The sequence below is a fragment of the Micromonospora sp. NPDC049139 genome (genome assembly GCF_055586845.1).
In genome coordinates, this window is the sequence record NZ_JBVJHK010000020.1 from 87,290 (window position 1) to 112,492 (window position 25,203).

The following is a 25,203-nucleotide window of genomic DNA, read 5'->3' on the forward strand; positions in this document are numbered from 1 at the left end:
GGCGTCCCGGCCGTCCATCGCGCGTCCCGGCGGGGCCGCACCGCCGCCGGCAGGATGTTCAGCGGCATGTCAGCTCCTCCAGGACCCGGGCCAGGGCGGTCACCCCGGCGGCGCAGTCGGCGTCGGTGGCCGACTCCGCCGGGGAGTGCGAGACCCCGGTCGGGTTGCGCACGAAGAGCATCGCCGTGGGCACGTGCGCGGCGAGCACCCCGGCGTCGTGGCCCGCCCCGGTCGGCAGCACCGGCGCGTCGAGCAGGGCCGCGAGCCGGCCGGCCAGGCCGCCGTCGAAGGCGACCAGCGGGGTGGCCGACTCCTCGGTCAGCGCCACCTCCGTACCGTCCCGGCGGGCCCGCTCGGCGGCCTTGGCGTGCACCGCGTCGACCAGCCCGGTCAGCGTGTCCGGCTCGGCGGCGCGGGCGTCCAGCCACCCGGTCACCTTTGACGGGATCGCGTTGGTCGCGTTCGGCTCCACCGACACCCGGCCGACGGTGGCGTGGGCGCCGCGCAGCCGGGCCTCCTTGTTCGCCGCCAGCACCGTGAAGGCGTACGTCAGCATGGGGTCGCGGCGGTCGACCATCCGGGTCGTACCCGCGTGGTTGCCCTCGCCGCTGAACTCGAAGCGCCAACGGCCGTGCGGCCAGATCGCGCTGGCGACCGCGACGGGCGCGTCGCCCTCGACCAGCGCGCGGCCCTGCTCGACGTGCAGCTCCACGAAGGCGGCGAAGCTGCCGACCAGCTCCGGCCGGGCGCCCGCCGGCCGCTCGCCCAGCGCCTCGGCGAAGCTCACCCCGGCGGCGTCGCGCAACCCGGCCGCGCGGTCCACCGCGATCTCCCCGGTGAGCAGCCGCGACCCGAGGCACGGTACGCCGAACCGCGCCCCCTCCTCCTCGACGAACGCGCCGACCACCAGCGGGCGGGCCGGCGCGACACCGGCCGCGCGCAGCTCGTCCACGGCGAGGAACGCGCTGACGATGCCGAGCGGCCCGTCGTACGCCCCGCCGTGCGGCACCGAGTCGAAGTGGCTGCCGGTCAGCACCGCGCCGCCGGCCGCCGGCTCACCCCACCAGGCGAACAGGTTGCCGTTGCCATCCTCGGTGACCGGCATGCCGCGTTGGCCGGCCTGGTCGCGGAACCACTCCCGCAGCCGCAGCTCCGGCTCGGTCAGCGCGTACCGCAGGTAGCCGCCGCTGCGGTCGTCCCGCCCGATCGGCGCGATCTCGTCCCACAGCGCCCGGAACCTGTAAGGAAGGGACCCTTCCTCTACCAAATCCGTTAACAAGGTGCCCCGCCTCACGCCTCGGCCATGGGGGTGCGGACGCCGGTGCGCGCGGCGACCTCGCGGGCGGTGTCGTAGCCGGCGTCGACGTGCCGGATCACGCCCATCGCCGGGTCGTTGGTGAGCACCCGCTCGATCTTCTGCCCGGCCAGGGCGGTGCCGTCGGCGACGCAGACCTGCCCGGCGTGGATCGACCGCCCGATGCCGACCCCGCCCCCGTGGTGGATCGACACCCAGGACGCCCCGCTGGCGGTGTTGACCAGCGCGTTGAGCAGCGGCCAGTCGGCGATCGCGTCGGAGCCGTCGGCCATCGCCTCGGTCTCCCGGTAGGGGCTGGCCACGCTGCCGCAGTCCAGGTGGTCCCGGCCGATCACCACGGGCGCGCTCAGCTCACCGGAGGCGACCATCTCGTTGAACCGCACGCCGGCCTTGTCGCGCTCGCCGTAGCCGAGCCAGCAGATCCGCGCCGGCAGACCCTGGAACGCGACCCGCTCGCCGGCCATCCGGATCCACCGGGCCAGCGACTCGTTCTCGGGGAACAGCTCGAGGATGGCCCGGTCGGTCGCGGCGATGTCGGCCGGGTCGCCGGAGAGCGCCGCCCACCGGAACGGGCCCTTGCCCTCGCAGAACAGCGGCCGGATGTACGCGGGCACGAAGCCGGGGAAGTCGAAGGCCCGCTCGAACCCGCCGAGCTTCGCCTCGCCCCGGATCGAGTTGCCGTAGTCGAAGACCTCCGCCCCGGCGTCGAGGAACCCGACCATCGCCTCGACGTGCTTCGCCATCGACGCCCGCGCCCGGTCGGTGAACTCGGCCGGCTTCGCCGCCGCGTAGTCCCGGGCGTCGGCCAGCTCCACCCCCTCGGGCAGGTACGACAGGGGGTCGTGCGCGCTGGTCTGGTCGGTGACGATGTCGATGGCGACGCCCCGGCGCAGCAGCTCCGGGAAGACCGTGGCCGCGTTGCCGACCACGCCGACGCTCAGCGCGCGGCGGTCCCGCCTCGCGGCGAGCGCCCGCTCGACGGCGTCGTCGAGGGAGTCGGCGACCTCGTCGAGGTAGCGGTCGTGCACCCGCCGGTCCAGCCGGCTCCGGTCCACGTCGACGATCAGGCAGGCGCCCCCGTTCATGGTGACCGCGAGGGGCTGCGCCCCGCCCATCCCGCCGCATCCGGCGGTCAGCGTCAGCGTGCCCGCCAGGGTGCCGCCGAACCTCTTGGCGGCGACGGCGGCGAACGTCTCGTAGGTGCCCTGGAGGATGCCCTGGGTGCCGATGTAGATCCACGAGCCGGCGGTCATCTGCCCGTACATGGTCAGGCCGAGCTGCTCCAGGCGGCGGAACTCCGGCCAGGTGGCCCAGTCGCCCACCAGGTTGGAGTTGGCCAGCAGCACCCGGGGCGCCCACTCGTGGGTGCGCATGACGCCCACCGGCCGGCCGGACTGCACCAGCATGGTCTCGTCGTCGCGCAGGTCGGTCAGGGTGCGCACCAGCGCGTGGTACGACGGCCAGTCCCGCGCGGCCTTCCCGGTGCCGCCGTAGACCACCAGGTCCTCGGGGCGCTCGGCCACCTCCGGGTCGAGGTTGTTCATCAGCATCCGCAGTGCGGCCTCCTGCGGCCAACCACGGGCGGTGCGTTCGGTGCCGCGCGCGGCGCGGACGGGCTGGGACATCTCGGGTCTCCTCTCAGCCGAGGAACAACTGGCGGCGGGCGGCGGACGCCTCGAAGGCCTCCAGCCGGCGTTGGGTGTCGGCGGGGTCGGCGTCACAGATGGCCTGGAGCAGCACCATGGCCAGGGTCATCGGGGCGGTGTGCAGGTCGAAGACGAGCTGCGCGCCGACCGCGGCGGGCAGCACCACGTCGGCGTGCTCGGTGGCTGGGCTGACCGGCGAGTCGGTGATGGCCACCACACGCAGGCCGGCGGCGCGCGCCTCGCGCAGCGCGTCCATGGTCTCCCGGGGGTAGCGGGGGAGCACGAAGGCGAGCAGGGCGCCCGCCCCGGCCGCGGCGGCCTGTTCGAGGCGGTCGGTGAGCAGGCTGCCGCCGTCGTCGAGCACCCGCACGTCGGGGTGCACCTTGGCCGCGAAGTAGGCGAAGTACGCGGCCAGCGGCGCGGCGGCCCGCAGGCCGAGCACCGGCAGGGGGCGGCTGGCGGCCAGCAGCCTCCCGGTCTCGGCGAGCCGGTCCCGGTCGGCCAACTGCCCGGCGAGCCGGTCGAGGTTGCCGATCTCGGCGCGTACGGCCTGCTGGAGTTCGTTGCCCGCGTTGGCGGGGCCGCCCGGCGTGCCGGCGGTCAGCTCGCGGAGCCGGCGGCGCAGCGCGGGGTAGCCGTCGTGGCCGAGCGCCACCGCGAAGCGGGTCACCGACGGCTGGCTGACCCCCGCCAGCTCGGCCACCTCGGCCGCCGACAGGTACGCCGCCGTCGGCGCGTGCTGCACCAGGCAGTGCGCGATCCGGCGCTGGGTCGGTGTGAGCCGGACCCCCTGGAACAGGTCCAGCACCTGCTCGGTGGGTTCTGCGACAGCTCCGTCATTCACACGCTGACTCTATGCATGAAAACTTTCACAAAGCAACACCCACGTCGCCGCCTCCAACCTGGACAAACCGGTCGCCGACCCGGGCACCCGGAGCCGGGGCCGACCGGTGTGGGCCGCGGCCCGTCCGCCGACCGGCCGACGGCCGCGTGAGCGTGCCCTCTGTAGGATCCGCAGGGCGGTTGAGCGGAGGAGTTGGCATGCAGCCGGATGGCCCGTACAGGTTCACCCACATCCTGGGCACCTGCCCGGTCGGGAAGGCATGGGCGGCCATCGACGCGCAGGGCCGGTTCGTGACAGTGGCCGTGCTGGACGCGATCGTGGCGAACGATCCGCGCTGGCGGGAGGCATACTCGGCGATGGCGGACGCGCTCGCCCAGGCGCCGGACGGCCAGGCCTACACGTACGCCGACTTCTCCGCGCCCTCTCCCTGGGTCGCGTACCCGGCGGAGGCCGGTCCGGGCGCGGAGAAGCTCCTGCGCGCGCTCGGCGTCGAGTACCAGCCGGTGGCGGCGGGGCCGGCGGCGACGCCACCCGTGTCCGCGCCGCCCCAGCAGGTGTCCGCCCCGCCCCAGCCCGCTTCCGCGCCCCCGTATCCGGTCTCGGGCGGGCCGGTGCCCACGTCGGCGCCGCCACACACGCCGTGGGCGGCGCAGGCCGGACCGATGCCCACCCAGCCCGAGGCATCGGCGCCGCACCCGGTCTCCGCCACGCCCGCGCCGTCCTGGGACGCGCCGACCACCATGACGCCCGCACAGCCGGCCGCGCCCCTGTCGCCGGCCGCCCAGACAAGCGCCGCCCCGGCGTACGACCCGTTCGCGCCGTCGGCGCCCCGGATCAAGCCCTCGAAGCCGTCCAAGGGCCGGACCGGTCTGTGGGTGGGTCTCGCCGCCCTCGTCCTGGTGGTCGCCCTGGGCGTCGGCGCCGCCGTCTGGGTGCTCGCCCCGGGTGAGCCCGCCGAACCCACGGCGACGCCGACCGTGGCACCCTCCGCGTTCCCCAGCGCGGCCCCGGTGAACCCGGGCCTCAAGCCGTGGGCGCAGGCGGCTCCGTACAGCCCCGAGGAGCGTGCGCTGGCCATCGCCGCGCCCTCCGTGGTCTTCATCGAGGCGGTCTTCACCGGCGTGCTGCGGGAGACGAAGTCCAACGTCCCGCTCAGCGCCACCCCGATCACCTTCAAGCGGCGGTGCAGCGGGTTCGTGGTCAACGCGGACGGCCACGTGCTCACCAACGGCCAGTGCGTACGGCCGGAGGCCGAGGCCGCCCGCGAGCGGGCCCTCTACACCCTGGGCCGGATCCTCATCGAGCAGAAGAAGCTCAGCTCGTCGGCCCTCGACCAGTACGTCCGGACGAAGATGGCCACCACGAGCTTCACCGGCAGCGAGCCCGGCTCGGCACCCACCAACCAGGTGTTCGGGCAGTTCAACGTCGCGCGCGGTGACCTGACCGCCAGCCCGGCCGTGCCGGTCGAGGTGGTGCGTGTCCTCCCCGCCGACAACGGCAACCTGGCGTTGGTGAAGCTTGCCCAGACGAACCTCGCCACGGTCGAGCTGAACGCGGAGGCTGCGCTCGCCTCCGGCACGTCGCTGCTCGTGATCGGCTACGGCACGACCGACGCCGACTTCCGCGCCGCCACCTACACCCTGAACGCGAAGCCGGTGCAGGTGTCCGGCACGGCCAACCAGGGTGCGGTGACCGTCGCGCGGGTCAACGGCGATGTCGGCATCTACTCGCACGGCGGGATCGCCATCGACACCAGCGGTCGGGTCGTCGGCGTGGTGGACAACGACCGGGCCGCCAACGGCGGGGCCAACCGTGCCCTCGTGCCGGTGTCGGTGGTCGCCGGGCTGCTCGGCGAGGGTGGCGTCCAGGCCGGTCTGGCCGAATCGGACCGGACGTACCGTGACGGTCTCGACGCCTTCTTCGCCGGCCGGAACGCGGAGGCCATCAGCCTGTTCGACACCGTGGCGACGGCGTCGCCCACCAACCTGCTCGCCCAGGCCTACCGGCAGAACGCCATGGACCGGGCCAGGCTGGAAGGGGATTCGACGGAGTCCTCGCGGCTGCCGGTCGCGCTGTTCGCCGGAGCGGGGGTCGCCCTGATGGTCGGGCTCGTCGTCGCCGTGGTGCTGCTGGTGCGGCGGCGCCGCACCAGCTACTGAAGGTCGGCGCCGGCAGTTGACGGGCCCGGCGGCGCCCTGCTCGGCGTGCCGCCGGGCGGTCAACGGGTGGAGTGGTCCCGTCCCCAGGCGTCGCGCGGGTGACGGCGGGCCTTGAGCGCGGCCGCCACGGTGATGGCCACGTACACCGCCGCCGTCGGCGCGAGCCACGGTCGGGGCAGGACCACGTCCCGCAACCAGGAGGACGGCGCCGAGGCGCGAATACCGGCGTGGCTGGCCCGCAGCATGGTGTTGCCCGCACGCACCCGCGCCAAGGTCCGGACCAGGTCCCGGGTGCGTCGAGGGGCCTGCACGTAGGACGTGGCGTCGGCCACCTCCTGCTTCTCGTCCGACGAGAACATCGAGTCCAGGAAGAGGTCGTCGGCGATCTGCTCCGGGAAACGGTCGAACCGTTCCCGCCCTGCCGCGGAGATGCCCATCGCGCCACGGCCGAAGAGCGCGTCCGCGAAGATCGGCAGTCGGGTGTTGATCGTGTAGTAGGCCCGAACCGCCAGGGACCGGCCCGTCGTCACCATGTGCCGGCGAGGCATCACGGCCAGCGGCCCACCCTCGGCTCCGAGCGCCGCGGCCATCGCGCGCAGCGCGCCGCGGCTCAACACCACGTCCGCGTCCAGGTAGACCCTGGGAAAGCCGCGGGCTGCCGCGTCGCCCACGTTCAGGGCGTTGGACTTGCCGGCCTGCGCCACCTCGATGACCCGGACGCCGGGCCGGGCAGCGGCGATCCGGGCGGTGTCGTCGGTGCAGCCGTTGGCGACCACCACGATGTCGAGCTCGCCGGGGGCGGCGTCGGCGAGCAGCGCGTCGAGGCAGTCACCGATGACGCGGGCCTCGTTGTGCGCGGCCATCACCACGCTGATCATCGGTAGTTCACGGGGCAGTCACACCAGTTCCACACTTCCGCGCGGTGGTCGGGATCGTGTCTCCCACCGCGGCCGACCGGACGGTTCACCTCACGCAGCACCCCGCCTCGGACCGGGCCCGGGTACGGCGGTACAGCTTGCCGGACCGCACGTCCTGCCGCAACACCCGCTCCGGTCGTTCCTTGTCGTGCGGAAACCGGACACCGGCGCGGCCTGCGCCGCTGGTATCGTCCTCATGTTTCTGGGGCGGGGCCGGGCAGCGCCTGTGGACATTCCGCAACCCGCCGGTCGCCACAGGCACGACAGCCGACCCGTGGATCGGCGAGGAAATGGCAGTGGGGGCCGCCGGCCGGCCGACCTGCCCGCGTTGTCGGCTGCTGCCGCGGCGGACACTGATGGGAGAGACGCACCCGCGATGGAGACCTTGACCACCCCGGAGCGGCGACCGCCCCTCCGGCGAGGGCACCGGGCCGCGCCACCGGCCCGTCACGAGCAGGTGGCGCGCTTCCTGGCCACCGCCGCGCTGGTGCTGGTCGCGGTGAAGCCGCTGCTCGACATCGGTGAGAAGGACGCCGGGGGCGGGTTCGACCTGGGGGTGCTGCTCACCGCGCTCGGTGCGGCGTGCATGGTCGTCGCGCTCGGTGTCGTGGCGATCGGCGCCCGGCGGCTGCCGCCCCGATCCATCCTCCTTGTGGCGGGTGGGCTGACGCTGCTGCTCGTGCTCTCCGCGGTCAGCTACCTCGCCGTCCCGGCCCGCGAGGACCTGTTGAACCTGTTCGACGTCCGTCGCTACTCGATCTACGGTCCGCTGCAGGAGGCGACCAGCGCCATCCCGGCGGAGGCGATGCGGCTCGTCGTGGGTTTCGCCCCGATCGCCCTGCTCGGGCTGATGCTGATGCGCCGCGACTGGTTCCCGGTACGCGTGCTCGGCCTCGTCGCCGGGGCGGTGGTGGCCGGCGCGGTCGTGCACTGTCTGCTGGCGTGGCTCCAGGTCGCCGGGTTGTTCCCGTACTCGTTCTACTTCGAGCTGGCCAACTGGGAGAAGATCGGGCGGGCCTCCGGTGGCTACTACCACCCGATGTCGCTGGGCCGGCTGCTGATGTTCTCGGTGTTCCTGGTCTATGCCCTGGGCGACCGGCTGCGGGTGCCCACTCTCGTTCGGTACGCGCTGATCGGTCTCTTCGTCGCCACGGGCGTGGTCTCCCTGCACCGCTTCACGATCCTCTGCCTGGGCCTGATCGTGGCCGCGTTCGAGACGCGGCGGCTCTTCGGGATGGTGGCGGCGCGGCGCTCCGGCGGAACGAACCGCCGGGCGGCGGTGGCGGTCGGCGGCGCGCTGGCGGTCGTCGGCACGGTCGTCGGGGTGCTCTGGGGCGGCGCCATCTGGAGGCGGGCCGAGGTCACCCTCACCGAGGTGGGGTCGCTGGACGTGCGGTCCGACACCTTCATGCACGGTCGGGGCGCCATCTGGAACGACGTGGCGGAGATCCTCGGTCGTTCCCCGGTGGACGTCTGGCTCTTCGGGTTCGGCTACGAGCCGTGGGACATGCACAACGACCTGCTCCGGGTGCTGGTCATCTGGGGGATCGTCGGCGTCGTCGTGACCGGCGCCGTCATCGTGGGCCTCTACCGGACCGTGAGGGGACGGATCGACCGGTCGGGTCGGGTCGCCCTGGCGCTGCTCTTCGTGACCCTCGTCGTCTTCGGTCTCACGCAGAAGCCACTGGCCTACCCGTACTTCCTCTGGCTCTTCTTCTTCGGCCAGATGGTGGTCCTCGCCGTCGACGGGAAGAACCCGGGTGAGGCCCCGTCCGTGGAGAGCAGGTCGACACCGTGAACTCGTCGTTCCCCGCGTCGCTGCACGGCCTGCCCGCGCAGGCCGACGGGTCCTCCGGCCCGACCGCGAGCGCCGCCAGCGACGCGCCCACGATGCCGGTCGTCCGGCCGACCTTCTCGGTCTGCATCGTGGTGCGCGACCGTCCCGTCCTGCTCGTCAACGCGGTGCGCAGCGTCCTGGCGAACACCTTCGAGGACTTCGAGGTGGTCATCGTCGACGACGGGTCGCGGGTACCGGTCGCTCAGGTGATGGCGGATGCGCATCTCTCGGCGGACCGTCGGGTGCGGGTGCTCGCCCAACCGCCGACCGGCATCGCCGAGGCGCGCAACCGGGGCCTGCGGTCCGCCATGGGCAGCTACGTCACCGTGCTGGACTCCGACGACGAACTCACCGTCGACGCGCTCGCCCGGCTGCACCACCTGCTGACCACCACCGGTGGATCGTGGGTGTACGCCGACTACACGGAGATCCGCCGGGGGGCCTCCACCATCATCCGGCTGCCCGAGTACGCCTCGGCGCGGCGCATGCTGCTCGGGGTGCTGACCCGCCCGCGCCTGCCCTTCAAGCACTCCGGCACCACGATCGACCGCACGCTGCTCGACCGGCTCGGGGGGTACGACGAGAGTTTCCGCCTCTTCGAGGACGTGGAGTTGATGCTGCGTGCCCTGCGCGCCGGCGTCCACCCGTGCCATCTGGCCCACCCGATCGTGCTGTTCCAACGACACGACGGGAACGTCACCCGGGGCCGGCTCGGTGGGCTGGTCTTCTGGTTCCGGCTGATCGACATGTACCGGCCCTCGAGGTGGCCGGGGGTGGCCACGGCCATCAAGGCACTGCGGACCCTGAGCGAGACGGGTAAGTGGCTTGTCACCCTCGGTCGCTGATCTCGACACCGGCAACGGTGCCGGCCGGGATGCCGGTGACGGCGGCGGGGCCCGGCCGAGGGCGGCCAGAGGGCGGGTCGCCACGGTCCTGGTGCACCTCGGCATGTTGGGCCTGAGCCAGGTCGGAGTCACCCTGGCCGCGTTCGGGACGCAGATCCTCCTCGCCCGCAGCCTTCCCCAGGAGGCGTTCGGCACCTTCACCGCCGCACTGGCGGTGGTGTCGCTGACCGCGCCGCTGGCGGTCTTCGGCGTACCCGAGCTGTGGCTGCAACGGTTCGGCCGGGAGGGCGAGCGGGCGCGTCGGTGGGTGGGCCCGTCGCTGCGGGTTGCGGCGGCCGGCAGCGGCCTGACCGTCGCCGGCATCCTGGCCTGGAGCCTCGTCGAGTGGTCCGACCCGGTGGCAGCCGGCGTACGGGCGCTGTTGGCGACCGTCGTCGTCGCGCAGGCCGCACTGGCACTGGTCGGCACGGTGCAGCAGCTGCGCGGCGACTACCAGGGCCTCTCCGCGCTCCAGGTCGCGCCGCACCTGGCCCGGGTGCTCGTGGTGCTCGCCGTGTGGGCGTTCGGGGCGTCCGTGCTGGCGGCGGCGGCCGGCTACGCCGTCGTGGCGGTCCTGACCGTGCTTGCCTGCGTGCCGGTGATGCTGCCCTTCCTCCGGGGTGAGGCGCCCCTCGAAGGCCATCCCCGTGACCTGCCGCCGGGATCCCCGTCCCGGGTCGGGGCGGCGCGGGTGACGGGTGCCGCCACACCGTTCGTGCTGGGCAACCTCTTCTATCTGCTCGGCATGTACCTGGGCACGGTGGTTGCCGCCGAGTTCCTCAGCCCGTCGGCGGCGGCCGTCCTGGCCGTCCCGATGTCCGTGCTGACCGCCGTCTACCTCGTCCCCCGGGTCGTCTACCAGCAGTACTTCCTGGCACGGTTGCACCGGTGGTCCGGTACCGACCGCGACGCCGTCCTGATCGCGTACCGCTGGGGCGGTCTCGGGATGCTGGCGCTCGGCACCGTCCTGGCGGCGCTGGTCGCGCTGGGCGGTCTCCCGGTGCTCCCCTTCCTGCTCGGCCCCGAATACCGCGAATCCGCCACCGTCATGGCCCTGCTGGCGCTGGCCATCCCGTTCCGCTTCGCGGGCGCGGCCGTCGCCTCGCTGCTCACCAGCGGCGGCCTGCTGCGCCGGAAGGTGGCGTACCAGGGCGTGGGAGCCCTGGTGTTCCTCGTGGCCCTGGCGGTGGCCACCCCGCTGTGGGGCGTCAGGGGCACCGCCGTGGCCACCGTCGTCGCCGAGGTCATCCTGTGCACGCTGTTCTGGACCGCGGTGCGCAGGCGGGTGGTCGGGGACGCGCCCCTGCCGTCGTGGCACGATCTGCGTCGGCGCCTGACGAGGGAGACCCCGCGTGCATCCTGAACCGAGTCCCGCCGCCCGCCGCCCACTGGTGGTGGGCTACTACGGCATGGAGAACGTCGGGGACAACGCCTTCTGCGTCGTCATGGACTGGGCCGCCCGTACCTACTGGGGTGCCCAGGAACCCGTCTTCGCCGCGCCGCCCATCGTCGACCTTCCGGTGGAGAGCACCGGCATGAATCCCCGCTGGTACCGTTCGCGCAGCGTGCCCGACCGGGTCGGCTGGGTGCTGAACAAGGCGGCGTTGCTGGGCCGCTCCTCGATGCTCGTCTTCGGCGGCGGCTCGGTCTTCCGCGACATGGGCCCGGTGAGCGAGAAGAAGCTCTTCTCGCTCTTCTCCCGGGCATCCGGGCACCCCATGGCCGCCGTCGGCGTCTCCGTCGGCCCGTTCCTCTCCCCGGCGGCGGAGCGGCGGCTCGTCGAGGTGCTCCGGCGGATCGACTTCATCGGCGTACGCGACCTCGCCTCCGCCGAGATCCTGGAACGTGCCGGCTATCCCGGGGTGCTCGTCCGCGCCGGCGACCTCGCCGGGCTGCTCCCCGAGGCGCTCGGCGAACCGGTCCCGGAGCGTCGGCCCCGGCCCGGCGGGGGGCGGGCCCGGCTCGGCGTGACCCTGCTCGGCGTCGACTACGAGGCGGCGGCCCCACAGATGCGGCAACGGGAGGAGGCCCTGATCGAGGGCGTCCGCCGTCTGGTCCTGAAGGAGCCGGTGGACGTCACCGTCTTCGTGTTCAACACCCACCCCGTGCACGGCGACGAACGGGTCAGCGACCGTCTCCGGGCCTCCCTGGACGGGCTCTGCGACATCCGCGTGGTGACCGCGCGCGACGGCGTGCGAGCGTGCTGGGACGAGATGAAGCGCTGCGACATCGGCCTGCACATGCGGCTGCACGGCGCGATCTTCGCGTATCTGGCGGGTGTCCCGTTCGCGCTGGTGCCGTACCAGAAGAAGTGCGACGACTTCCTCGCCGAAATCGGCCAGCCGGAGTCTTCGCGACTCGGCCGGGTCCCGGAGGACCCGGCGGAGGTGACCCGGGCGCTCGCCGGCCTGCTCACCGACGAGGCGGTGCCACGGCTGCCGCGCGAGGAGTTCGCCGAGCGTGCCCGGTGGAACTTCACCCGGGCGCCGTGGGCGCTGCGGGACGGACCGGGCCAGCCGGCGCGGTGATCGTCGACTTGCCCAGCCGGGACAGTGACGCGCCGTCGCTGCCGCAAGCCTCCGGCCCGGCCGGGAGCGGCGCCGCCGCGTGGCACGCCACCCCGCGCGCCCGCTTCGGTCGGCTCAGTCCGCCGGCGCTGCTGGTGTCGGTCGCGCTGGTCGTCGCGGCGTTGCTCGCCGCCGGCATGGCGCTGGTCCGGTCCACCCCCGAGTCTCCGCCCGCGGGCGGCCACGCCGGGCCGGCTCCCGCGTTGTCGGCTTCCGCCACGCCGGGGCGGGAGACCCTGCGCGACCTGATGCCGCCGGGGGTGCGGATCGGATCGGCCGTGGACGGCCGGGGGCTGAGCCTGGATCCTGCCTACCGCGCCCTCCTCGGCAGCGAGTTCAACGCGATGACGGCCGAGAACGCCATGAAGTGGCGGAACCTCGAACCGCTGCCCGGGGTGTACGCCTGGACCGGCGCCGACCAGATCGTCGACTTCGCGCAGCAGCACGGCCAGGAGGTGTACGGCCACACCCTGGTGTGGCACAGCGACGTGCCGAAGTGGGTCTCCCCGGACTGGCCGGCGGAACGCGTCCGTGCCGTGCTCCAGGAGCACGTGACCACGGTGGTCTCCCGGTACCGGGGACGTGTCTGGGCCTGGGACGTGGTCAACGAGGTGCTGGACGAGGACGGGACGCTGCGCGACACCCTCTGGCTGCGCAAGCTCGGCCCGGGCTATGTCGCCGACGCCTTCCGTTGGGCCCACGCGGCCGACCCGGGCGCGCGGCTGTTCATCAACGACTACGGCGTGGAGGGCCGGACCCGGAAGGCCGACGCGCTGTGGAGGCTCGTCCGGGACCTGCGCCGGGCCGGTGTCCCGGTGGACGGCGTCGGCTTCCAGAGCCACCTGCGGTGGGACCAGCCGCCCCGGGACCTCACCGGGAACCTGGGCCGGTTCGCGCAACTGGGCGTCTCGGTGGCCATCACCGAACTGGACGTGCGGGTCCCGCTGCCGGCCACGCCCGAGAGGTTGGCGCGGCAGGCCACGCTCTACCGGCAGGTGCTCCAGGCCTGCCTCGGCCTGCCCGCCTGCGTGTCGTTCACCGTCTGGGGCTTCACGGACGCACGTAGCTGGATCCCGGGCTACCACCGCGGTTACGGGGCGGCCTGCCTCTTCGACAGCAGCCTGGCTCCCAAGCCGGCGCACGCCGCGCTGCTGGACGAGTTGCGTCGACGACCGACCCGCGGGGTCACGCCGAGCCCCGGCTGAACACCGGCGACGGCGCGGGCATCTCTCGGGACCCGCTATCCGTCCTCCGGTGACGACGAGTAGCACAGGTGAAAGGAAGGCCGTGTCCGGGCAGACTCAGTTCCTCTCGGCTGTCGCGTCGCAACAGTTGCCGAGGTTCGATCCCGATCTCGGGGTGATCACACCCCCGTCCAACGGCATGCCGCGGTCGGTCTTCGGCCGGCCGGTCGCCCCGCGGGCGCGATGGCGTCGGCGCTACCTGGCCTGCCTCGTGGTCATCGACTTCGTCGCCGCCCTGGCGGCCAGCCGGAGCGTGGTGGCCCTGCTCGACGAGGCCGACGCCGGCTTCTGGGACCAGCGGGTGCTCGGCGGGACGGTCAGCGCCTTCGCCCTGGTGGCCAACGTCGTGGTGCCCCTGATGTGGATGACGATTCTCGTCGGCGCTGGCGCGTACGACCGGCGTGCCCTCGGGCGCGGCACGGAGGAGCTCAAGCGGGTGGTGCGGGCCAATGTCGCGATGGCCGCCACCGTGTCGTTCCTGGCGCTCGGCTTCAAGAAGGACCTGTCCCGCGCGACGGTCGCGGCCATCATCCTGGCGCTGCTGTTCTACACCCTGGTGACGCGGTTCGTCGCCCGGGTCGTGCTCCGTCGGATCCGCCGGGTCAGCCAGCGGGCGTCGCAGAAGGTGCTGCTCGTCGGGCGGCTCTCCGACGCGCTGGCCGTGCACGAGGTGGTGACCCGGAACCCGGGGGCCGGCCTGCGTCCGATCGCCATCCACCTGCCGCACCACCCCAGGCCGGGGGAGCGGGTCACCGCGCCGGTGCCGGTCTACGTCGGCTGGGACCTGGTGCCCCTGGTCCAGCAGCTCGGCGCCGACACCATCGCCGTCTGCGGCCCGGCCAGCCTGGAGTCGTACGAGCTGCGCAAGCTGGCCTGGCAACTGGAGGGGACGGGCTTGGACCTCGTGGTGGTGCCGCAGGTCACCGACGTCACCGGTCCGCGCATCCACGTCCGTCCGATCGAGGGCCTGCCCCTGCTCAACGTCGAGGAGCCGACCATCTCCGGCCTCTCGCTGCTGGTCAAGAGCGTGCTCGACCGGGTCACCGCACTGGTCGGGCTGGTGCTGCTGAGCCCGCTGCTGGCCGGTATCGCGCTGGCCATCAAGCTGACGGACCGTGGGCCGGTCATGTTCCGGCAGACCCGGATCGGCCACCAGGGGCGGGCGTTCAAGGTCTGGAAGTTCCGCACCATGTACACCGACGCCGAGCAGCGGCTGGAGGCGTTGCGGGACCGGAACGAGAGCGACGGCCTGCTGTTCAAGATCAAGGACGACCCCCGGGTCACGCCGATCGGCCGGCATCTGCGCGCGCTCTCGCTGGACGAGCTGCCCCAGCTGATCAACGTGCTGATGGGGCAGATGTCGCTGGTCGGCCCGCGCCCGCTGCCCACCGAGGACGACGACTACCGCGGCGACGTCCGGCGCCGCCTGCTCGTGCGTCCCGGCATCACCGGGCTCTGGCAGATCTCCGGCCGCTCCGACCTGACCTGGGACGACGCGGTCCGGCTCGACCTGCACTACGTGGACAACTGGTCGCTCGTCTACGACCTGGGCATCCTGTGGCGCACGGTCAGCGTGGTGCTCGCCCGGCGGGGCGCGTACTGATCCCTGCCCCGGACCGGACGGGCGGTGCCGACCGGCGCACCGCCCGTCCGGGTACGGCGCCTACGTCCTGCCGCGGCTGAGGATCTCCTTGACCGCATCCCGGCGTACGGAGTCGTAGAACGACCGCGCCCGGTCGGTGTCGGCGAAGACGACGCTCTCGCTGCCGACCCGCCCGGTGCCCTTCGTCGGGCTGGTGAGGAAGAAGAGGTTGCCGCTGCGCAGGCCCCGCATCTCCGTCGCCATGTCCAGCAGGGACAGGTTCTTGTCCACCGCGACCGAGTCCGACGTCGCCTGGAGGAACGAGTTCAGCTTCCCGGGATTGGTCAGGATGCCGCCCGACGAGACCTTGTCCAGGATCGCCTTGATCACCTGCTGCTGGTGGCGGATCCGGGCGAAGTCCCCGTCCGCGAACTGCTTGCGCTGGCGGGCGTAGTCGAGCGCCGCCTCCCCGTCCATCTCCTGGGGGCCCTGAGGGAAGGTCCGGAACGGCGGGTGGATGGAGGTGAAGGACTTCTCCGAGTCGATCTCGATGCCGCCCAGCGCGTCGATGATCTCCTTGAACCCGGCGAAGTCGACCATCGCCACGTGGTCGATGCGAACCCCGGTGAACTTCTCCACGGTCTGCACCATCAGCGGCACGCCGCCCCACGCGTAGGCGGCGTTGACCTTGGCGTCCCGGCCGCCGTGGTTGCCGTCCCTGGACCGTGGCACCGCCACCCAGGTGTCCCGGGGGATCGAGATGAGCTGGGCGCTCGACCGGTCCTTCGGCAGGTGGGCCAGGATGATGGTGTCGGTGCGCGAGCCCGACGTGCTCTCCGGGTCACGGGTGTCGCTGCCCAGGATCAGGATGTTCATCGCGCCCGCGGTCGCCGGCTGCGGTCGGCTCTCCTCCGGCACGTCGGTGAAGGCGTCGACCCGTTCGATGTCCGACTCCACCGAGCGCAGATAGAGCCCACCGGCCACCACGCCGCCCACCCCGAGCAACGCCACCACCAGGATGCTGACCAGGACGATCCGCCGCCAGCGGCGACGGGGCCGGGCGATCGTCCCCTGTTCCCCGGGCGCGGGGGTGTCGGTCGTCGGCTCCGGCTCGACGGACTGCTGCGGAGTTGGCATGGCGGCGATGCTACTGACCCGGCGGTGCGCCCGCGTACCCTCGTCCGGTCGGCGGTGACGCGCCGCTCGTCCCGTTTCGCCTGAGGTTCCGGCCCGCGCGGCCCGGTTGCGGGGAAACTTTTCTCACATCTGTTTCCCTTCGCCTGGTAGAACCCTCTCGTGGACGCAACGAAGCTCCGGCGAGCCATCGCCCGCACTCCCTTCGCCCCCGTCGCCGCCTTCCCCAAGCGCCTGGCCCGGGTCGCCCGCCACGACGCCAAGGTGCTGCGCACGTCGGCCCGGTGGCTGGTCACCTCCCGGGAGCACCACAACTACACGTACGACCTGACCAAGCTGAGCCGGCACCACCTCGCCTGGTTCGTCAGCGTGGTCTGCGACGTGCCCGTCAAGCAGGTCCGCGCGTACTTCGGCGAGATCGAGTCGGACGACGTGCTGCGCCGGCACATCGAGTCCGCCACCGCCGGCGCGGCCCGCCGGGGCCTCGCCGACCGGCACGTCCGCTATGCCCGCCGGATCGGCTGGTACGCGATCGTCCGCGCCACACGACCGCAGCACGTCGTGGAGACCGGCGTCGACAAGGGGCTCGGCAGTTGCGTCCTGGCCGCCGCGCTGCTGCGCAACGCCGCCGACGGGCACCCCGGCCGGGTCACCTCGCTGGACATCAACCCCGAGGCCGGCTACCTCGCCCGGACCGCGCCCTGGTCCGAGGTGGTCGACCTGGTGATCGGCGACTCCATCGCCTCCATCGCCGCGCTGGACCGGCCGGTCGACCTCTTCCTGCACGACAGCGACCACAGCCGGGCCCACGAGAAGCGCGAGTTCGAGGCGGTCGAGGGCAAGCTCGCGCCGGGCGCGGTCCTGCTCACCGACAACGTGACCGCCACCAACGTCCTCGCCGAGCACGCCGAGCGCACCGGCCGGAAGTTCCTCGCCTACCGGGAGACCCCGGCCAACCACTGGTACCCGGGGGACGGCATCGGCGTGGCATGGTGACCGGGCGCGGCTGAGCCGTCGGCTCGGCGCGCGGGGCGGTCGGTCAGCGCGCGGGCGCGTGCGGGGCGGTCAGGTCGAGCCACATGAGGATCTCGTCGCGGTCGTCGCCGGGCGCGACCCGCAGAGCGCCGGGCAGGCGCCCGACCTCCCGGTAACCGAGCCGCCGGTAGAAGCGGTCCAGCCCCAGCCCGTCCCGGACCGTCACGTGCAGCGCCTCCCGGCCCAGCTCGCGGCCGAGGCGCTCGGCCTCGCGCATCAGCGTCAGGCCGTACCCGTGGCCCTGGGTGTCCGGGTGGACCATCACCCGCTTCAGTACGCACCAGTGCGCCTTCAGGTTGAACCGGTTGTCGCAGAAGATCAGCGCCGCGACGAGGCGGTCGCCCGCGTACCCGAGCAGGAGGCGGTCCGGGCCCTCGGCGATGCCGGTGAACGTCGGGTCCGCGGTGCGCCGGACGTCGGCGGCGGTGACCGGCGGCACGAAGCCGACCGCCCCGCCGGCGTTGGTGACGTCGACCCAGAGCGCGACGATCGCCTCGCGCAACTCGGGGGTCAGTTCGGGGTCGAGGACGAAGCGCAGGGTCACCGGCCAATCCTGACCGCGCGGGGTCCGCGCCGACCCGCGATCGTGACGCGTCCGACAGCGCAGCCGGTGGCACGGGCAGGGTGGACCCCGAAGGTGCGGGAGGGGGGATTCGAACCCCCACGTCCTTTCGGACAATAGGACCTAAACCTACCGCGGCTGCCGTTACGCCACTCCCGCCGACCCGCTGAGTCTAGAGCGTCGGGTCACGACGGTGCCGAGCCCGTCTCGCCGGCCGGGCGGCGAGACGGGTCCCGCGACCGGTCGAGGGCGGCCGGCCTCAGTCGAGCCCGAGGTCGCGGCGCAGCTTGGCGACGTGGCCCGTCGCCTTGACGTTGTAGAGCGCGCGCTCGATCTTCCCGTCGGCGTCGATCACGAAGGTCGAGCGGATCACGCCGGTCACCGTCCGGCCGTACGACTGCTTCTCGCCGTACGCGCCGTACGCGGTCAGCACCGACTTGTCGGTGTCGGCGACCAGCGGGAAGGTGATGGCGTCGCGCTCGCGGAACTTCGCCAGCTTCTCCGGTTTGTCCGGCGAGATGCCGACGACCTCGTAGCCGGCCGCCTGGAGCGAGGCGAGCGAGTCGCGGAAGTCGCAGGCCTGCTTGGTGCAGCCGGGCGTCATGGCCGCCGGGTAGGCGTACAGCACGACCTTGCGGCCGCGCAGGTCGGCCAGCGAGAGCGTCTCGCCGGTGTCGGTGGGCAGGCGGAAGTCGGGCGCGGGGTCACCGGGGGAGAGGCGGTCGGGCGCGGTCATGGCCACGACCCTACCGCCGGCGCCGGCCCGCCGGCCCCGGGCGACGCGCCGGCATCGGCACCGGCCCGGCGTCCGGTGCGCGCCGGCCCGGCGTCCGTGCGGCGGACGGTGATCGATGCCATGCGCTGTTGCCAGATATTGGCAACAGCGATGTACGGGAAATACGCTGACCCCCGCGGGGCGCGGACGGACCGCCGACGCGTGGGAGGTCGTGTGGAAACGCTGGCGATGCACATCTCGAACGGGATCATCGACGGTCCCGTCGCCGCGGTCTTCGCGGCCGTCGCGGTGGCCGCGATGACCCTCGGCGTCCTGCGCGGCCGGCGCGACCTGGACGACCGGCTGGCGCCGATGGCGGGTCTCGTCGCGGCCTTCATCTTCGCCGTGCAGATGCTCAACTTCCCGATCTTCACCGCCGGCGTCAGCGGCCACCTGCTCGGCGGCGCGCTCGCCGCGATGCTGGTCGGCCCGTGGGTCGGCGCGCTCTGCGTGGCCGTGGTGCTCGTCGTGCAGGCGCTCGTCTTCGGTGACGGGGGCGTCGCGATGCTCGGGCTCAACATCACCAACATGGCGGTGATCGGCACCGCCGCCGCGTACCTGCTGATCGCGCTGCTGCTGCGGGTGCTGCCCCGCACCCCGACCGGCCTCGGCGTGACCGCCTTCGTCTCCGCCCTGGTCAGCGTGGTGGTCGCGTCGATGGGCTTCGTGTTCCAGTACTGGCTCGGCGGCACCACCGACCTGGGCGGCAACCTGGGCGGCCTGGCCGGCACGATGGCCGGCGCCCACCTGCTGATCGGCATCGGCGAGGGCCTGATCACCGCGACCACGGTGGTCACCGTCGCCAAGGTCCGGCCCGACCTCGTCTACGCGCTGCGCGGGCTGCGGCCCGCGTCCGCGCCCACCGTCCCGGCCGTCGGAGGTGTCCGGTGAGGAAGCGTTCCTGGGGGTTCCTCGTCGGCGGGCTGCTGGTGGCCCTGCTGCTCGCCGGGGTGGTGAGCAACTTCGCCTCGTCGCACCCCGACGGGCTGGACTCGTCGCTGCGCGAGGGCTGCACGTTCGACGCCGACGACAACATCACCGGCGGCAGTTGCCCGGCGCAGCAGGAGAAGGAACACGAGATCGGCGGCCCGCTGGCCGACTACGGCATCGCGGGGATCGACAACGACTTCCTCTCCACCGGCCTGTCCGGCGTCCTCGGCGTGCTGCTCACCTTCGCCGTGGCCGGCGGGGCCTTCTGGCTGGTCCGCCGCCGAGGCCCGCGAGACGGCCAGGCGGCCGACCGCGAGGCGGTCGACGGCGAGCGCGCCACCACCGGCGCGACGGGCCGGGGCTAGCCGGGATGGGCGCCGGGCACGCGCACGTGCTGTACCGGGAGGGCGCCTCGCCGGTGCACCGGCTCCCGCCCGAGGTCAAGATCGCGGCGATGGTGGTCTTCACCCTCGCCGTGGTGGCCACCCCGCGCGAGGCGTTCTGGGCCTTCGGCGGGTACGCCCTGCTGGTCGCGGTGGTCGCCGCGATGGCCCGGGTCGGCCCGGGCTGGCTGCTCGGCCGGTCATTGATCGAGCTGCCGTTCGTGCTCTTCGCCGTCGCCCTGCCGTTCCTCGGCGCCGGCGAGCGCGTCGACGTGCTCGGCCTCAGCCTGTCGTCCGACGGACTGCTCGGGGCCTGGAACATCGTCGCGAAGGGCACCCTCGGGGTGCTCGCGTCGCTCCTGCTGGCCGCGACCACGACGACCCGCGACCTGATCGTCGGCCTGGACCGGCTGCGCTGCCCGCAGATCCTCACCCAGATCGCCACGTTCATGCTGCGCTACCTCGACGTGCTGGTCGGCGAGGCCCGCCGGATGCGGGTGGCCCGGGTCTCCCGCGGCGACGACCCGCGCTTCCTGTGGCAGCTGCGCGGCTTCGCCGCCGGCATCGGCGCGCTCTTCCTGCGCGCGTTCGAACGCGGCGAGCGGGTCTACCTGGCGATGCTGTCGCGCGGCTACGCCGGCCGGATGCCGGCGGTGTGGCAGGGCGCGGGCGCGGCGACGGCCGGGCAGTGGCTGGTCGCGGCCACCGTGCCGGTCCTGGCGGCCACCATCGCCGCCACCGCCGTCGTGCTGACATGATCGGAGACGTGCAGACCGCTGCCTCGCTGGACGTCCGTGGCGTCCGGTACGCGTACCCGGACGGGCACGTCGCCCTGCACGGGGTGGACCTGACCGTGCCGCGCGGCGACCGGGTGGCGCTGCTCGGCCCCAACGGTGCCGGGAAGACCACCCTGGTGCTGCACCTCAACGGCATCCTCACCCCGACCGAGGGGAGCGTGAGCGTCGGCGGCCTGACCGTCAGCCAGGACCGGGCCACGCTGGCCGAGGTGCGCCGCCGGGTGGGGATCGTCTTCCAGGACCCGGACGACCAGCTCTTCCTGCCCACGGTCGCCGAGGACGTGGCGTTCGGGCCGGCCAACCTGGGGTTACGCGGGGCGGAGCTGGCCGCCCGGGTGGACGAGGCGCTCGCCGCGGTCGGGATGGGCGCACACCGGGACCGCGCGCCGCACCACCTCTCCTTCGGGCAGCGGCGCCGGGTGGCGGTGGCCACCGTGCTCGCCATGCACCCGGAGATCCTGGTCCTCGACGAGCCGTCGTCGAACCTCGACCCGGCGGCCCGCCGCGAGCTGGCCGAGATCCTGCGCGGGCTGCCGGTGACGCTGCTCATGGTGACCCACGACCTGCCGTACGCCCTGGAACTCTGCGCCCGCTCGGTGATCCTGGACGCCGGCCGGATCGTCGCCGACGGTGCGACGCCGGACCTCCTGGCCGACCAGGACCTCCTGTCCCGTCACCGCCTCGAGCTCCCGTACGGCTTTACCCCGACAGCCCGCACCCCCCACTGACCCCCACCCTGCCCCCGGCGATCTTGCACTTGCCGCCCCGGCAAAAGGGGCTTTCCTCTCATGTGGAGGGCCGAAAATGCAAGATCGCGGAGGTGTCAGGGGCGGGGCGCCGTGGGGGCGGGGGTGGGAGAGGGAGAGGGGCGGCGGGAGGTGGCGTGGAGGCGGAGGGCGCCGGCCGCCGCAGCGCCGACGCCCGCGATCAGGACTACGGCGACCAGGATCCGGGCCGCCGTCGCCGGCCACGGGACGGGGGCGACGGCGCGGGCGAAGACCGCGGCGTTCGCCACCCCGGCGAAGAGCGCCAGGCAGGCGCCGGCCAGCGCCAGCGCGAAGTCGGCGGCCGGCCGTCGGGCCAGCGCGTACACCCCGGCGGCGATCGCGCCGAGCCCGGTCAGCAGCGCCCACACCTGCCCGCCGAGCAGGCCGGTCAGCAGGCCGCCGACGCCCCGCGCCCCGGCATCGAACTCCCGGCCCACGGTGAACGCCACCGCGGCCACCCCGCCGAGCACCAGCAGCCCGCCGAGCCCGGCCAGCGCCCGCGCGCCCGGCGCCGACCCGGCCGGCAGCAGCCCCAGCGCGCCCACCGCGAGCAGCCCGACCGTGGCGACCACCCACCAGGCGTACGCGTCCGGCGGCGGCACCCAGTCCAGGGTGCCGCGGATCTCCATCGGCTCGTCACCGGCGCGCAGCGGCACCACCCAGTCCCGCACCCGGTGCTCCCGGTCTGCGGCGGCCCGCACCTGCGGCGGCGGCGCCGACTCGCGCCAGAGCACCCGCTGGTCGTGCCAGCGCACCGTGGACGAGTCGTCGACCCGCCGCCAGTCCGGCGGCGCGGCCGGGTCCGCCTCGGCCGGCAGCCGGGTGTCCCCGGCGATGGTCCGGTTCAGGTACGTCGCGGGGGAGCGGACGTTCTCGTACACCCCGTCGGGACCCACCCGCAGGTACGGCTCGCCGGAGTAGCCGACCACCTCGACGGCGTGGTCGCCGGTGTTGGTCAGCTCCAGCCGGGCACCCGCCTCCACCACCCGTACGCTCAGCCCCGCCCGCGCCGGGGTGACCGCCGTCACCTCGGTGCGGTAGTCGGTGCCGTCGGGGGCGTCCGCCCCGTGCGCGGCCGCCGGCCCGGCGAGCGCGAGCGTCGCGGCCAGCGCGGCGGCGAGCACCAGGCCGGCGCGGGCCAGCAGGTCACGGATCACTTGCCGGCCGCCTCCACCGCCGCCTTGATCCCCTCCGGGCTGCGGTCGGCGACCTCCTGGCCGTCGACCACGATGGTCGGGGTACCGGTGATGCCGGCCTTGCTGGCCTCGTCGGTCACGTGCTCCGTCCACGGCTTGAAGGTGCCCTCCCGCAGGCAGGAGGCGAACCCGTCCCGGTCGATGCCGGCGCCCGCCGCGATGTCCACCAGCTCGTCGTCGCTGAGCCCGGCGCCGCCCTCCGGCGGCTGCCGGTCGAACAGTGCCTTGGCGTACTCCCGGTACCGGCCGCCCTCCGCCGCGCAGCCGGAGGCCGCCGAGGAGCGGGTCGAGTACTGGGTGGTGGAGAAGCGGTTGAGGTAGGCCACCGGGTGGTAGACGACCCGGACCTTGCCCTCGCTGATGAGCTGGTCGATCGTCGGTCCGCTGACCTGCTCGAACTGCTTGCAGGCCGGGCAGAGGAAGTCCTCGTAGATGTCCACCGTGACCGGGCCCGAGCCGGCGACGACGCCGGTGCCGGCCTCGTTCGCGCCGGTCGGCGGAGTGAAGTCGTCGGAGCGCTGGCTGGAGTAGACGCTCCAGCCGATGAGGCCGGCGATCACCAGGACGGCGACGGCGGCCACGGAGACCCAGAGCGTCCGCTTGCGCCGCTGCTCCCGGGCGAGCTGTTCGCGGACCACCCGCGCGGCGACCTTCTGCCCCTTGCGACTACTCATTCTCGTCCTCCACGGGTGCGTCCCCCGTCAGCCAGCCGTCCACGGAGACGGGCGTGCGGGGCCAGATCAGCAGGAACCCGGCCAGTGCCAGGAATCCCAGGTCCCGGAGGATCTCCGGGAGGTAGCTCGGCGCCTGCCCCTCGGCGAGTTGGCCGCCGCTGCCGAAGCAGCCGCAGTCGATCGCCAGGCCCCGGCTCCAGGCCGAGGCGATGCCGGCGACGAAGACCACCAGCAGCGCCGCGGAGATCGCGGCGCTCAGCCGGGTGGCCAGCCCGAGGAGCAGTAGCACGCCCAGCGCCAGTTCCACGAAGGGCAGCGCCGCGCCGACCACCGTGGCGGCGTCGTACGGCATGACCTGGTACGCGTTGACGGCGCGTCCGGAGGCGGCCAGGTCACCGACCTTGCTGCCGCCGGCGATCAGCCAGACGGCGGCCAGGCCCAGCCGGGCGGCCACACCGAGCCAGGGACGGACGGCCGGCCAGCGGGCGGCCGGGGTGCGGGGGGCGGTCACGATCATTGGACGTCGCGTCCGTCGCGGAAGTTCCCGGCCACGTTCCCGCTCATCCGGCGAGGGCGTCGCCGACCGCCTCGACGAGGTCGTTGCGGGCCCGGGCCACCCGGGAGCGGATGGTGCCCACCGGCACCCCCTCCACGGCGGCGGCCTCGGCGTACGACAGGCCGAGCAGTTGGGTGAGCACGAACGCCCCGCGCCGCTCGGCGGAGAGCCGGCGGACCAGGTCGGCGGCGCCGAGCTGGCCGGCGGGGTCGGGGTGCGCCCGGTCGGCTCCCGCGTCGGCCGCGAGCCGCTCGTCGAGCCGCCGGCGACGCACGACCGTGCGCAGGTGGTCGGCGCAGGCCCGCCGGGCGATGCCGAGCAGCCAGGTCCGCGCGCTGGACCGCCCCTCGAAGGCCGGCAGCCCCCGGAACGCCCGCAGGTAGGTCTCCTGCGTCAGGTCGTCGGCGCTGTCCGGGTCGACCAGCGCGGCGGCGAAGCGCCACACCTCGGCCTGCGTGAGCCGGACGAAGGCGGCCTGGGCGACGGGATCCCCGTCGCGGGCGGCCAGCGCCCACCCCGTCGCCGACTCGCGCACGGCGGCGGCGTCGGTGGGACCGACGGCGGAGGTGTCGCGCGGGGCGGGGATCACGACAACCCAGGTTACGCGGCACGGCAGGAGGGGGCAGGGTCCTTCGGCCCTTCCATGGCCTGCGCCACGCCGGGAACTTTCCCGGCTCGCCGGACGACTACCCGCTCATGACATGCGACGACGTACGCACGGCGCTGTCGGCGCGGCTGGACGGCGAGGACCCGCAGGCGGCGTCGGCGGTGCTGGACGCGCACACGGCGCGTTGCCCCGGCTGCCGTGCCTGGCTGGCCCGGGCCGAGCAGGTGACCCGGCTGGCCCGGGTGCGGGCGGTGGCGGTGCCCGACCTGACGGCCTCGGTGCTCGCGGCGGTCGCCGCCGACCCGGTCGTGGCCCGGCGCGCGCCGGAGGCGACCCGCCGGGCCCGCCGCCAGGTGCTGCGGGTCGCCGTCGCGGTCGCCGCCGTCGCCCAGTTGTCGATCGCGCTGCCGGTGCTGCTGGCCGGGCTGGGCGTGACCGTCGACCCGCACACCAGCCGCGAGATGGCCTCCTTCGACGTGGCGCTGGCGGTCGGCTTCGCGCTGGCCGCGTGGCGGCCGGAGCGGGCCCGCGCGTTCGTGCCGGTGGCGCTGGTGCTGGCGGTGTGCCTGGCCGGCACCAGCGCCGTCGACATCGCCAACTCCACCACCGCCCTCGTGCACGAGGTCGGCCACCTGGCCGCCGTGGTGCAGGCGGCGCTGCTGTGGGCGCTGGGCCGGGTCAGCGGCGAGTCCGGCAGCCCGGTGTCGACGTCACTCCGGGCCCGGCATGGCTGACCACGCTCCGCCCCGGGCACGCACGCCCGAACAGGGAGTCGCGCGGGCCGGTGGGCTT

24 protein-coding genes and 1 tRNA gene are annotated in these 25,203 nt (G+C 73.7%); 13 read left to right on the forward strand and 12 right to left on the reverse strand.

Going from position 1 to position 25,203, the window contains the following annotated elements:
* Nucleotides 1–58 precede the first annotated feature (58 nt).
* Genes ACZ6Q9_RS27745 through ACZ6Q9_RS27755 form a run of 3 tightly spaced genes read right to left on the reverse strand, consistent with a single transcriptional unit; the run spans nt 59 to nt 3,805 of the window.
* Nucleotides 59–1,279 carry an allantoate amidohydrolase gene (locus tag ACZ6Q9_RS27745; RefSeq protein ID WP_396830161.1) on the reverse strand — a complete coding sequence of 407 codons (1,221 nt, stop codon included), beginning with the start codon at nt 1,277–1,279 and terminating at the stop codon, nt 59–61.
* Nucleotides 1,280–1,290: 11 nt separating this feature from the next.
* On the reverse strand, nt 1,291–2,940 hold the full coding sequence (gene hutU, locus ACZ6Q9_RS27750) for a urocanate hydratase (RefSeq protein ID WP_396830162.1): 1,650 nt from the start codon (nt 2,938–2,940) through the stop codon (nt 1,291–1,293).
* 13 nt (nt 2,941–2,953) lie between these two features.
* Nucleotides 2,954–3,805 (reverse strand): MurR/RpiR family transcriptional regulator, encoded by an 852-nt coding sequence (locus ACZ6Q9_RS27755; protein ID WP_396830163.1) that lies wholly within the window; start codon nt 3,803–3,805, stop codon nt 2,954–2,956.
* 197 nt (nt 3,806–4,002) lie between these two features.
* Here ACZ6Q9_RS27755 and ACZ6Q9_RS27760 point away from each other — a divergent pair, with 197 nt between their 5' ends.
* On the forward strand, nt 4,003–5,964 hold the full coding sequence (locus tag ACZ6Q9_RS27760) for a trypsin-like peptidase domain-containing protein (protein ID WP_396830164.1): 1,962 nt from the start codon (nt 4,003–4,005) through the stop codon (nt 5,962–5,964).
* A 59-nt stretch (nt 5,965–6,023) separates the two neighbouring features.
* Here ACZ6Q9_RS27760 and ACZ6Q9_RS27765 read toward each other — a convergent pair whose 3' ends face one another.
* Nucleotides 6,024–6,842, reverse strand: coding sequence for a glycosyltransferase (locus ACZ6Q9_RS27765; protein WP_393259101.1), 819 nt, complete (start codon nt 6,840–6,842; stop codon nt 6,024–6,026).
* 415 nt (nt 6,843–7,257) lie between these two features.
* Between ACZ6Q9_RS27765 and ACZ6Q9_RS27770 the strand changes: the two genes are divergently transcribed.
* From ACZ6Q9_RS27770 to ACZ6Q9_RS27795, 6 genes are all read left to right on the forward strand, one after another.
* Nucleotides 7,258–8,679, forward strand: coding sequence for a hypothetical protein (locus ACZ6Q9_RS27770; RefSeq protein WP_396830165.1), 1,422 nt, complete (start codon nt 7,258–7,260; stop codon nt 8,677–8,679).
* The gene (locus ACZ6Q9_RS27775) at nt 8,676–9,563 is read left to right on the forward strand and encodes a glycosyltransferase family 2 protein (RefSeq protein ID WP_393259104.1); all 888 of its coding nucleotides are present in this window, start codon (nt 8,676–8,678) and stop codon (nt 9,561–9,563) included. Before ACZ6Q9_RS27770 ends, ACZ6Q9_RS27775 begins: the two co-directional genes overlap by 4 nt.
* On the forward strand, nt 9,544–10,965 hold the full coding sequence (locus tag ACZ6Q9_RS27780; RefSeq protein WP_396830166.1) for a lipopolysaccharide biosynthesis protein: 1,422 nt from the start codon (nt 9,544–9,546) through the stop codon (nt 10,963–10,965). The genes ACZ6Q9_RS27775 and ACZ6Q9_RS27780 overlap by 20 nt, the downstream gene beginning before the upstream one ends.
* Nucleotides 10,955–12,130 carry a polysaccharide pyruvyl transferase family protein gene (locus ACZ6Q9_RS27785; RefSeq protein WP_396830167.1) on the forward strand — a complete coding sequence of 392 codons (1,176 nt, stop codon included), beginning with the start codon at nt 10,955–10,957 and terminating at the stop codon, nt 12,128–12,130. The genes ACZ6Q9_RS27780 and ACZ6Q9_RS27785 overlap by 11 nt, the downstream gene beginning before the upstream one ends.
* Nucleotides 12,127–13,374 (forward strand): endo-1,4-beta-xylanase, encoded by a 1,248-nt coding sequence (locus ACZ6Q9_RS27790; protein WP_393259109.1) that lies wholly within the window; start codon nt 12,127–12,129, stop codon nt 13,372–13,374. The genes ACZ6Q9_RS27785 and ACZ6Q9_RS27790 overlap by 4 nt, the downstream gene beginning before the upstream one ends.
* A 178-nt stretch (nt 13,375–13,552) precedes the next feature.
* Complete coding sequence (locus ACZ6Q9_RS27795; protein WP_393259234.1) at nt 13,553–15,016, forward strand: sugar transferase; 1,464 nt, start codon at nt 13,553–13,555, stop codon at nt 15,014–15,016.
* A gap of 60 nt (nt 15,017–15,076) precedes the next feature.
* Here the strand turns inward: ACZ6Q9_RS27795 and ACZ6Q9_RS27800 are convergent, their stop codons facing one another.
* Nucleotides 15,077–16,132: an LCP family protein gene (locus tag ACZ6Q9_RS27800; RefSeq protein WP_466021443.1), complete on the reverse strand. Its 1,056-nt coding sequence runs from the start codon at nt 16,130–16,132 to the stop codon at nt 15,077–15,079.
* A gap of 159 nt (nt 16,133–16,291) precedes the next feature.
* Between ACZ6Q9_RS27800 and ACZ6Q9_RS27805 the strand changes: the two genes are divergently transcribed.
* Nucleotides 16,292–17,125, forward strand: coding sequence for a class I SAM-dependent methyltransferase (locus ACZ6Q9_RS27805; protein WP_393259111.1), 834 nt, complete (start codon nt 16,292–16,294; stop codon nt 17,123–17,125).
* A 43-nt stretch (nt 17,126–17,168) separates the two neighbouring features.
* Here the strand turns inward: ACZ6Q9_RS27805 and ACZ6Q9_RS27810 are convergent, their stop codons facing one another.
* From ACZ6Q9_RS27810 to bcp, 3 genes are all read right to left on the reverse strand, one after another.
* On the reverse strand, nt 17,169–17,708 hold the full coding sequence (locus tag ACZ6Q9_RS27810; protein ID WP_393259113.1) for a GNAT family N-acetyltransferase: 540 nt from the start codon (nt 17,706–17,708) through the stop codon (nt 17,169–17,171).
* A 94-nt stretch (nt 17,709–17,802) separates the two neighbouring features.
* Nucleotides 17,803–17,885, reverse strand: a tRNA-Leu gene (locus ACZ6Q9_RS27815).
* Between the two features lie 100 nt (nt 17,886–17,985).
* The gene (gene bcp / locus ACZ6Q9_RS27820) at nt 17,986–18,462 is read right to left on the reverse strand and encodes a thioredoxin-dependent thiol peroxidase (protein WP_350676747.1); all 477 of its coding nucleotides are present in this window, start codon (nt 18,460–18,462) and stop codon (nt 17,986–17,988) included.
* A gap of 213 nt (nt 18,463–18,675) precedes the next feature.
* Here bcp and ACZ6Q9_RS27825 point away from each other — a divergent pair, with 213 nt between their 5' ends.
* The 4 genes from ACZ6Q9_RS27825 to ACZ6Q9_RS27840 are packed head-to-tail and all read left to right on the forward strand — an operon-like array spanning nt 18,676 to nt 21,339.
* Nucleotides 18,676–19,392 carry an energy-coupling factor ABC transporter permease gene (locus ACZ6Q9_RS27825; RefSeq protein ID WP_393259115.1) on the forward strand — a complete coding sequence of 239 codons (717 nt, stop codon included), beginning with the start codon at nt 18,676–18,678 and terminating at the stop codon, nt 19,390–19,392.
* A complete protein-coding gene (locus ACZ6Q9_RS27830) occupies nt 19,389–19,796 on the forward strand; it encodes a PDGLE domain-containing protein (protein WP_396830168.1) in 408 nt (135 codons plus the stop codon). Before ACZ6Q9_RS27825 ends, ACZ6Q9_RS27830 begins: the two co-directional genes overlap by 4 nt.
* Nucleotides 19,797–19,801: 5 nt before the next feature.
* Nucleotides 19,802–20,572: a cobalt ECF transporter T component CbiQ gene (gene cbiQ / locus ACZ6Q9_RS27835; protein WP_396830169.1), complete on the forward strand. Its 771-nt coding sequence runs from the start codon at nt 19,802–19,804 to the stop codon at nt 20,570–20,572.
* Entirely contained in the window at nt 20,569–21,339 is a 771-nt protein-coding gene (locus ACZ6Q9_RS27840) for an energy-coupling factor ABC transporter ATP-binding protein (protein ID WP_393259119.1), read from the forward strand. Before cbiQ ends, ACZ6Q9_RS27840 begins: the two co-directional genes overlap by 4 nt.
* A gap of 95 nt (nt 21,340–21,434) precedes the next feature.
* Here the strand turns inward: ACZ6Q9_RS27840 and ACZ6Q9_RS27845 are convergent, their stop codons facing one another.
* From ACZ6Q9_RS27845 to ACZ6Q9_RS27860, 4 genes are read right to left on the reverse strand one after another with little or no spacing between them, the layout of a single operon-like run.
* Complete coding sequence (locus ACZ6Q9_RS27845) at nt 21,435–22,535, reverse strand: hypothetical protein (protein ID WP_393456128.1); 1,101 nt, start codon at nt 22,533–22,535, stop codon at nt 21,435–21,437.
* Nucleotides 22,532–23,248 (reverse strand): DsbA family protein, encoded by a 717-nt coding sequence (locus ACZ6Q9_RS27850; RefSeq protein ID WP_393259122.1) that lies wholly within the window; start codon nt 23,246–23,248, stop codon nt 22,532–22,534. Before ACZ6Q9_RS27850 ends, ACZ6Q9_RS27845 begins: the two co-directional genes overlap by 4 nt.
* Nucleotides 23,241–23,765 carry a MauE/DoxX family redox-associated membrane protein gene (locus ACZ6Q9_RS27855; RefSeq protein WP_393259124.1) on the reverse strand — a complete coding sequence of 175 codons (525 nt, stop codon included), beginning with the start codon at nt 23,763–23,765 and terminating at the stop codon, nt 23,241–23,243. The genes ACZ6Q9_RS27850 and ACZ6Q9_RS27855 overlap by 8 nt, the downstream gene beginning before the upstream one ends.
* 43 nt (nt 23,766–23,808) lie before the next feature.
* Nucleotides 23,809–24,393, reverse strand: coding sequence for a sigma-70 family RNA polymerase sigma factor (locus tag ACZ6Q9_RS27860; protein ID WP_393456131.1), 585 nt, complete (start codon nt 24,391–24,393; stop codon nt 23,809–23,811).
* Between the two features lie 107 nt (nt 24,394–24,500).
* Here ACZ6Q9_RS27860 and ACZ6Q9_RS27865 point away from each other — a divergent pair, with 107 nt between their 5' ends.
* Nucleotides 24,501–25,145 carry a zf-HC2 domain-containing protein gene (locus tag ACZ6Q9_RS27865; RefSeq protein WP_393259127.1) on the forward strand — a complete coding sequence of 215 codons (645 nt, stop codon included), beginning with the start codon at nt 24,501–24,503 and terminating at the stop codon, nt 25,143–25,145.
* Nucleotides 25,146–25,203: the final 58 nt, after the last annotated feature.

Excerpts from the sequence above, each read along its gene's own strand:
- ACZ6Q9_RS27800 (WP_466021443.1), bottom strand. The coding sequence starts at position 16,132 with ATGCCAACTCCGCAGCAGTCCGTCGAGCCGGAGCCGACGACCGACACC.
- ACZ6Q9_RS27770 (WP_396830165.1), top strand. The coding sequence starts at position 7,258 with ATGGAGACCTTGACCACCCCGGAGCGGCGACCGCCCCTCCGGCGAGGG.
- bcp (WP_350676747.1), bottom strand. The coding sequence starts at position 18,462 with ATGACCGCGCCCGACCGCCTCTCCCCCGGTGACCCCGCGCCCGACTTC.
- cbiQ (WP_396830169.1), top strand. The coding sequence starts at position 19,802 with ATGGGCGCCGGGCACGCGCACGTGCTGTACCGGGAGGGCGCCTCGCCG.
- ACZ6Q9_RS27840 (WP_393259119.1), top strand. The coding sequence starts at position 20,569 with ATGATCGGAGACGTGCAGACCGCTGCCTCGCTGGACGTCCGTGGCGTC.
- ACZ6Q9_RS27795 (WP_393259234.1), top strand. The coding sequence starts at position 13,553 with ATGCCGCGGTCGGTCTTCGGCCGGCCGGTCGCCCCGCGGGCGCGATGG.
- ACZ6Q9_RS27850 (WP_393259122.1), bottom strand. The coding sequence starts at position 23,248 with ATGAGTAGTCGCAAGGGGCAGAAGGTCGCCGCGCGGGTGGTCCGCGAA.
- ACZ6Q9_RS27765 (WP_393259101.1), bottom strand. The coding sequence starts at position 6,842 with ATGATCAGCGTGGTGATGGCCGCGCACAACGAGGCCCGCGTCATCGGT.
- ACZ6Q9_RS27855 (WP_393259124.1), bottom strand. The coding sequence starts at position 23,765 with ATGATCGTGACCGCCCCCCGCACCCCGGCCGCCCGCTGGCCGGCCGTC.
- ACZ6Q9_RS27865 (WP_393259127.1), top strand. The coding sequence starts at position 24,501 with ATGACATGCGACGACGTACGCACGGCGCTGTCGGCGCGGCTGGACGGC.
- ACZ6Q9_RS27760 (WP_396830164.1), top strand. The coding sequence starts at position 4,003 with ATGCAGCCGGATGGCCCGTACAGGTTCACCCACATCCTGGGCACCTGC.
- hutU (WP_396830162.1), bottom strand. The coding sequence starts at position 2,940 with ATGTCCCAGCCCGTCCGCGCCGCGCGCGGCACCGAACGCACCGCCCGT.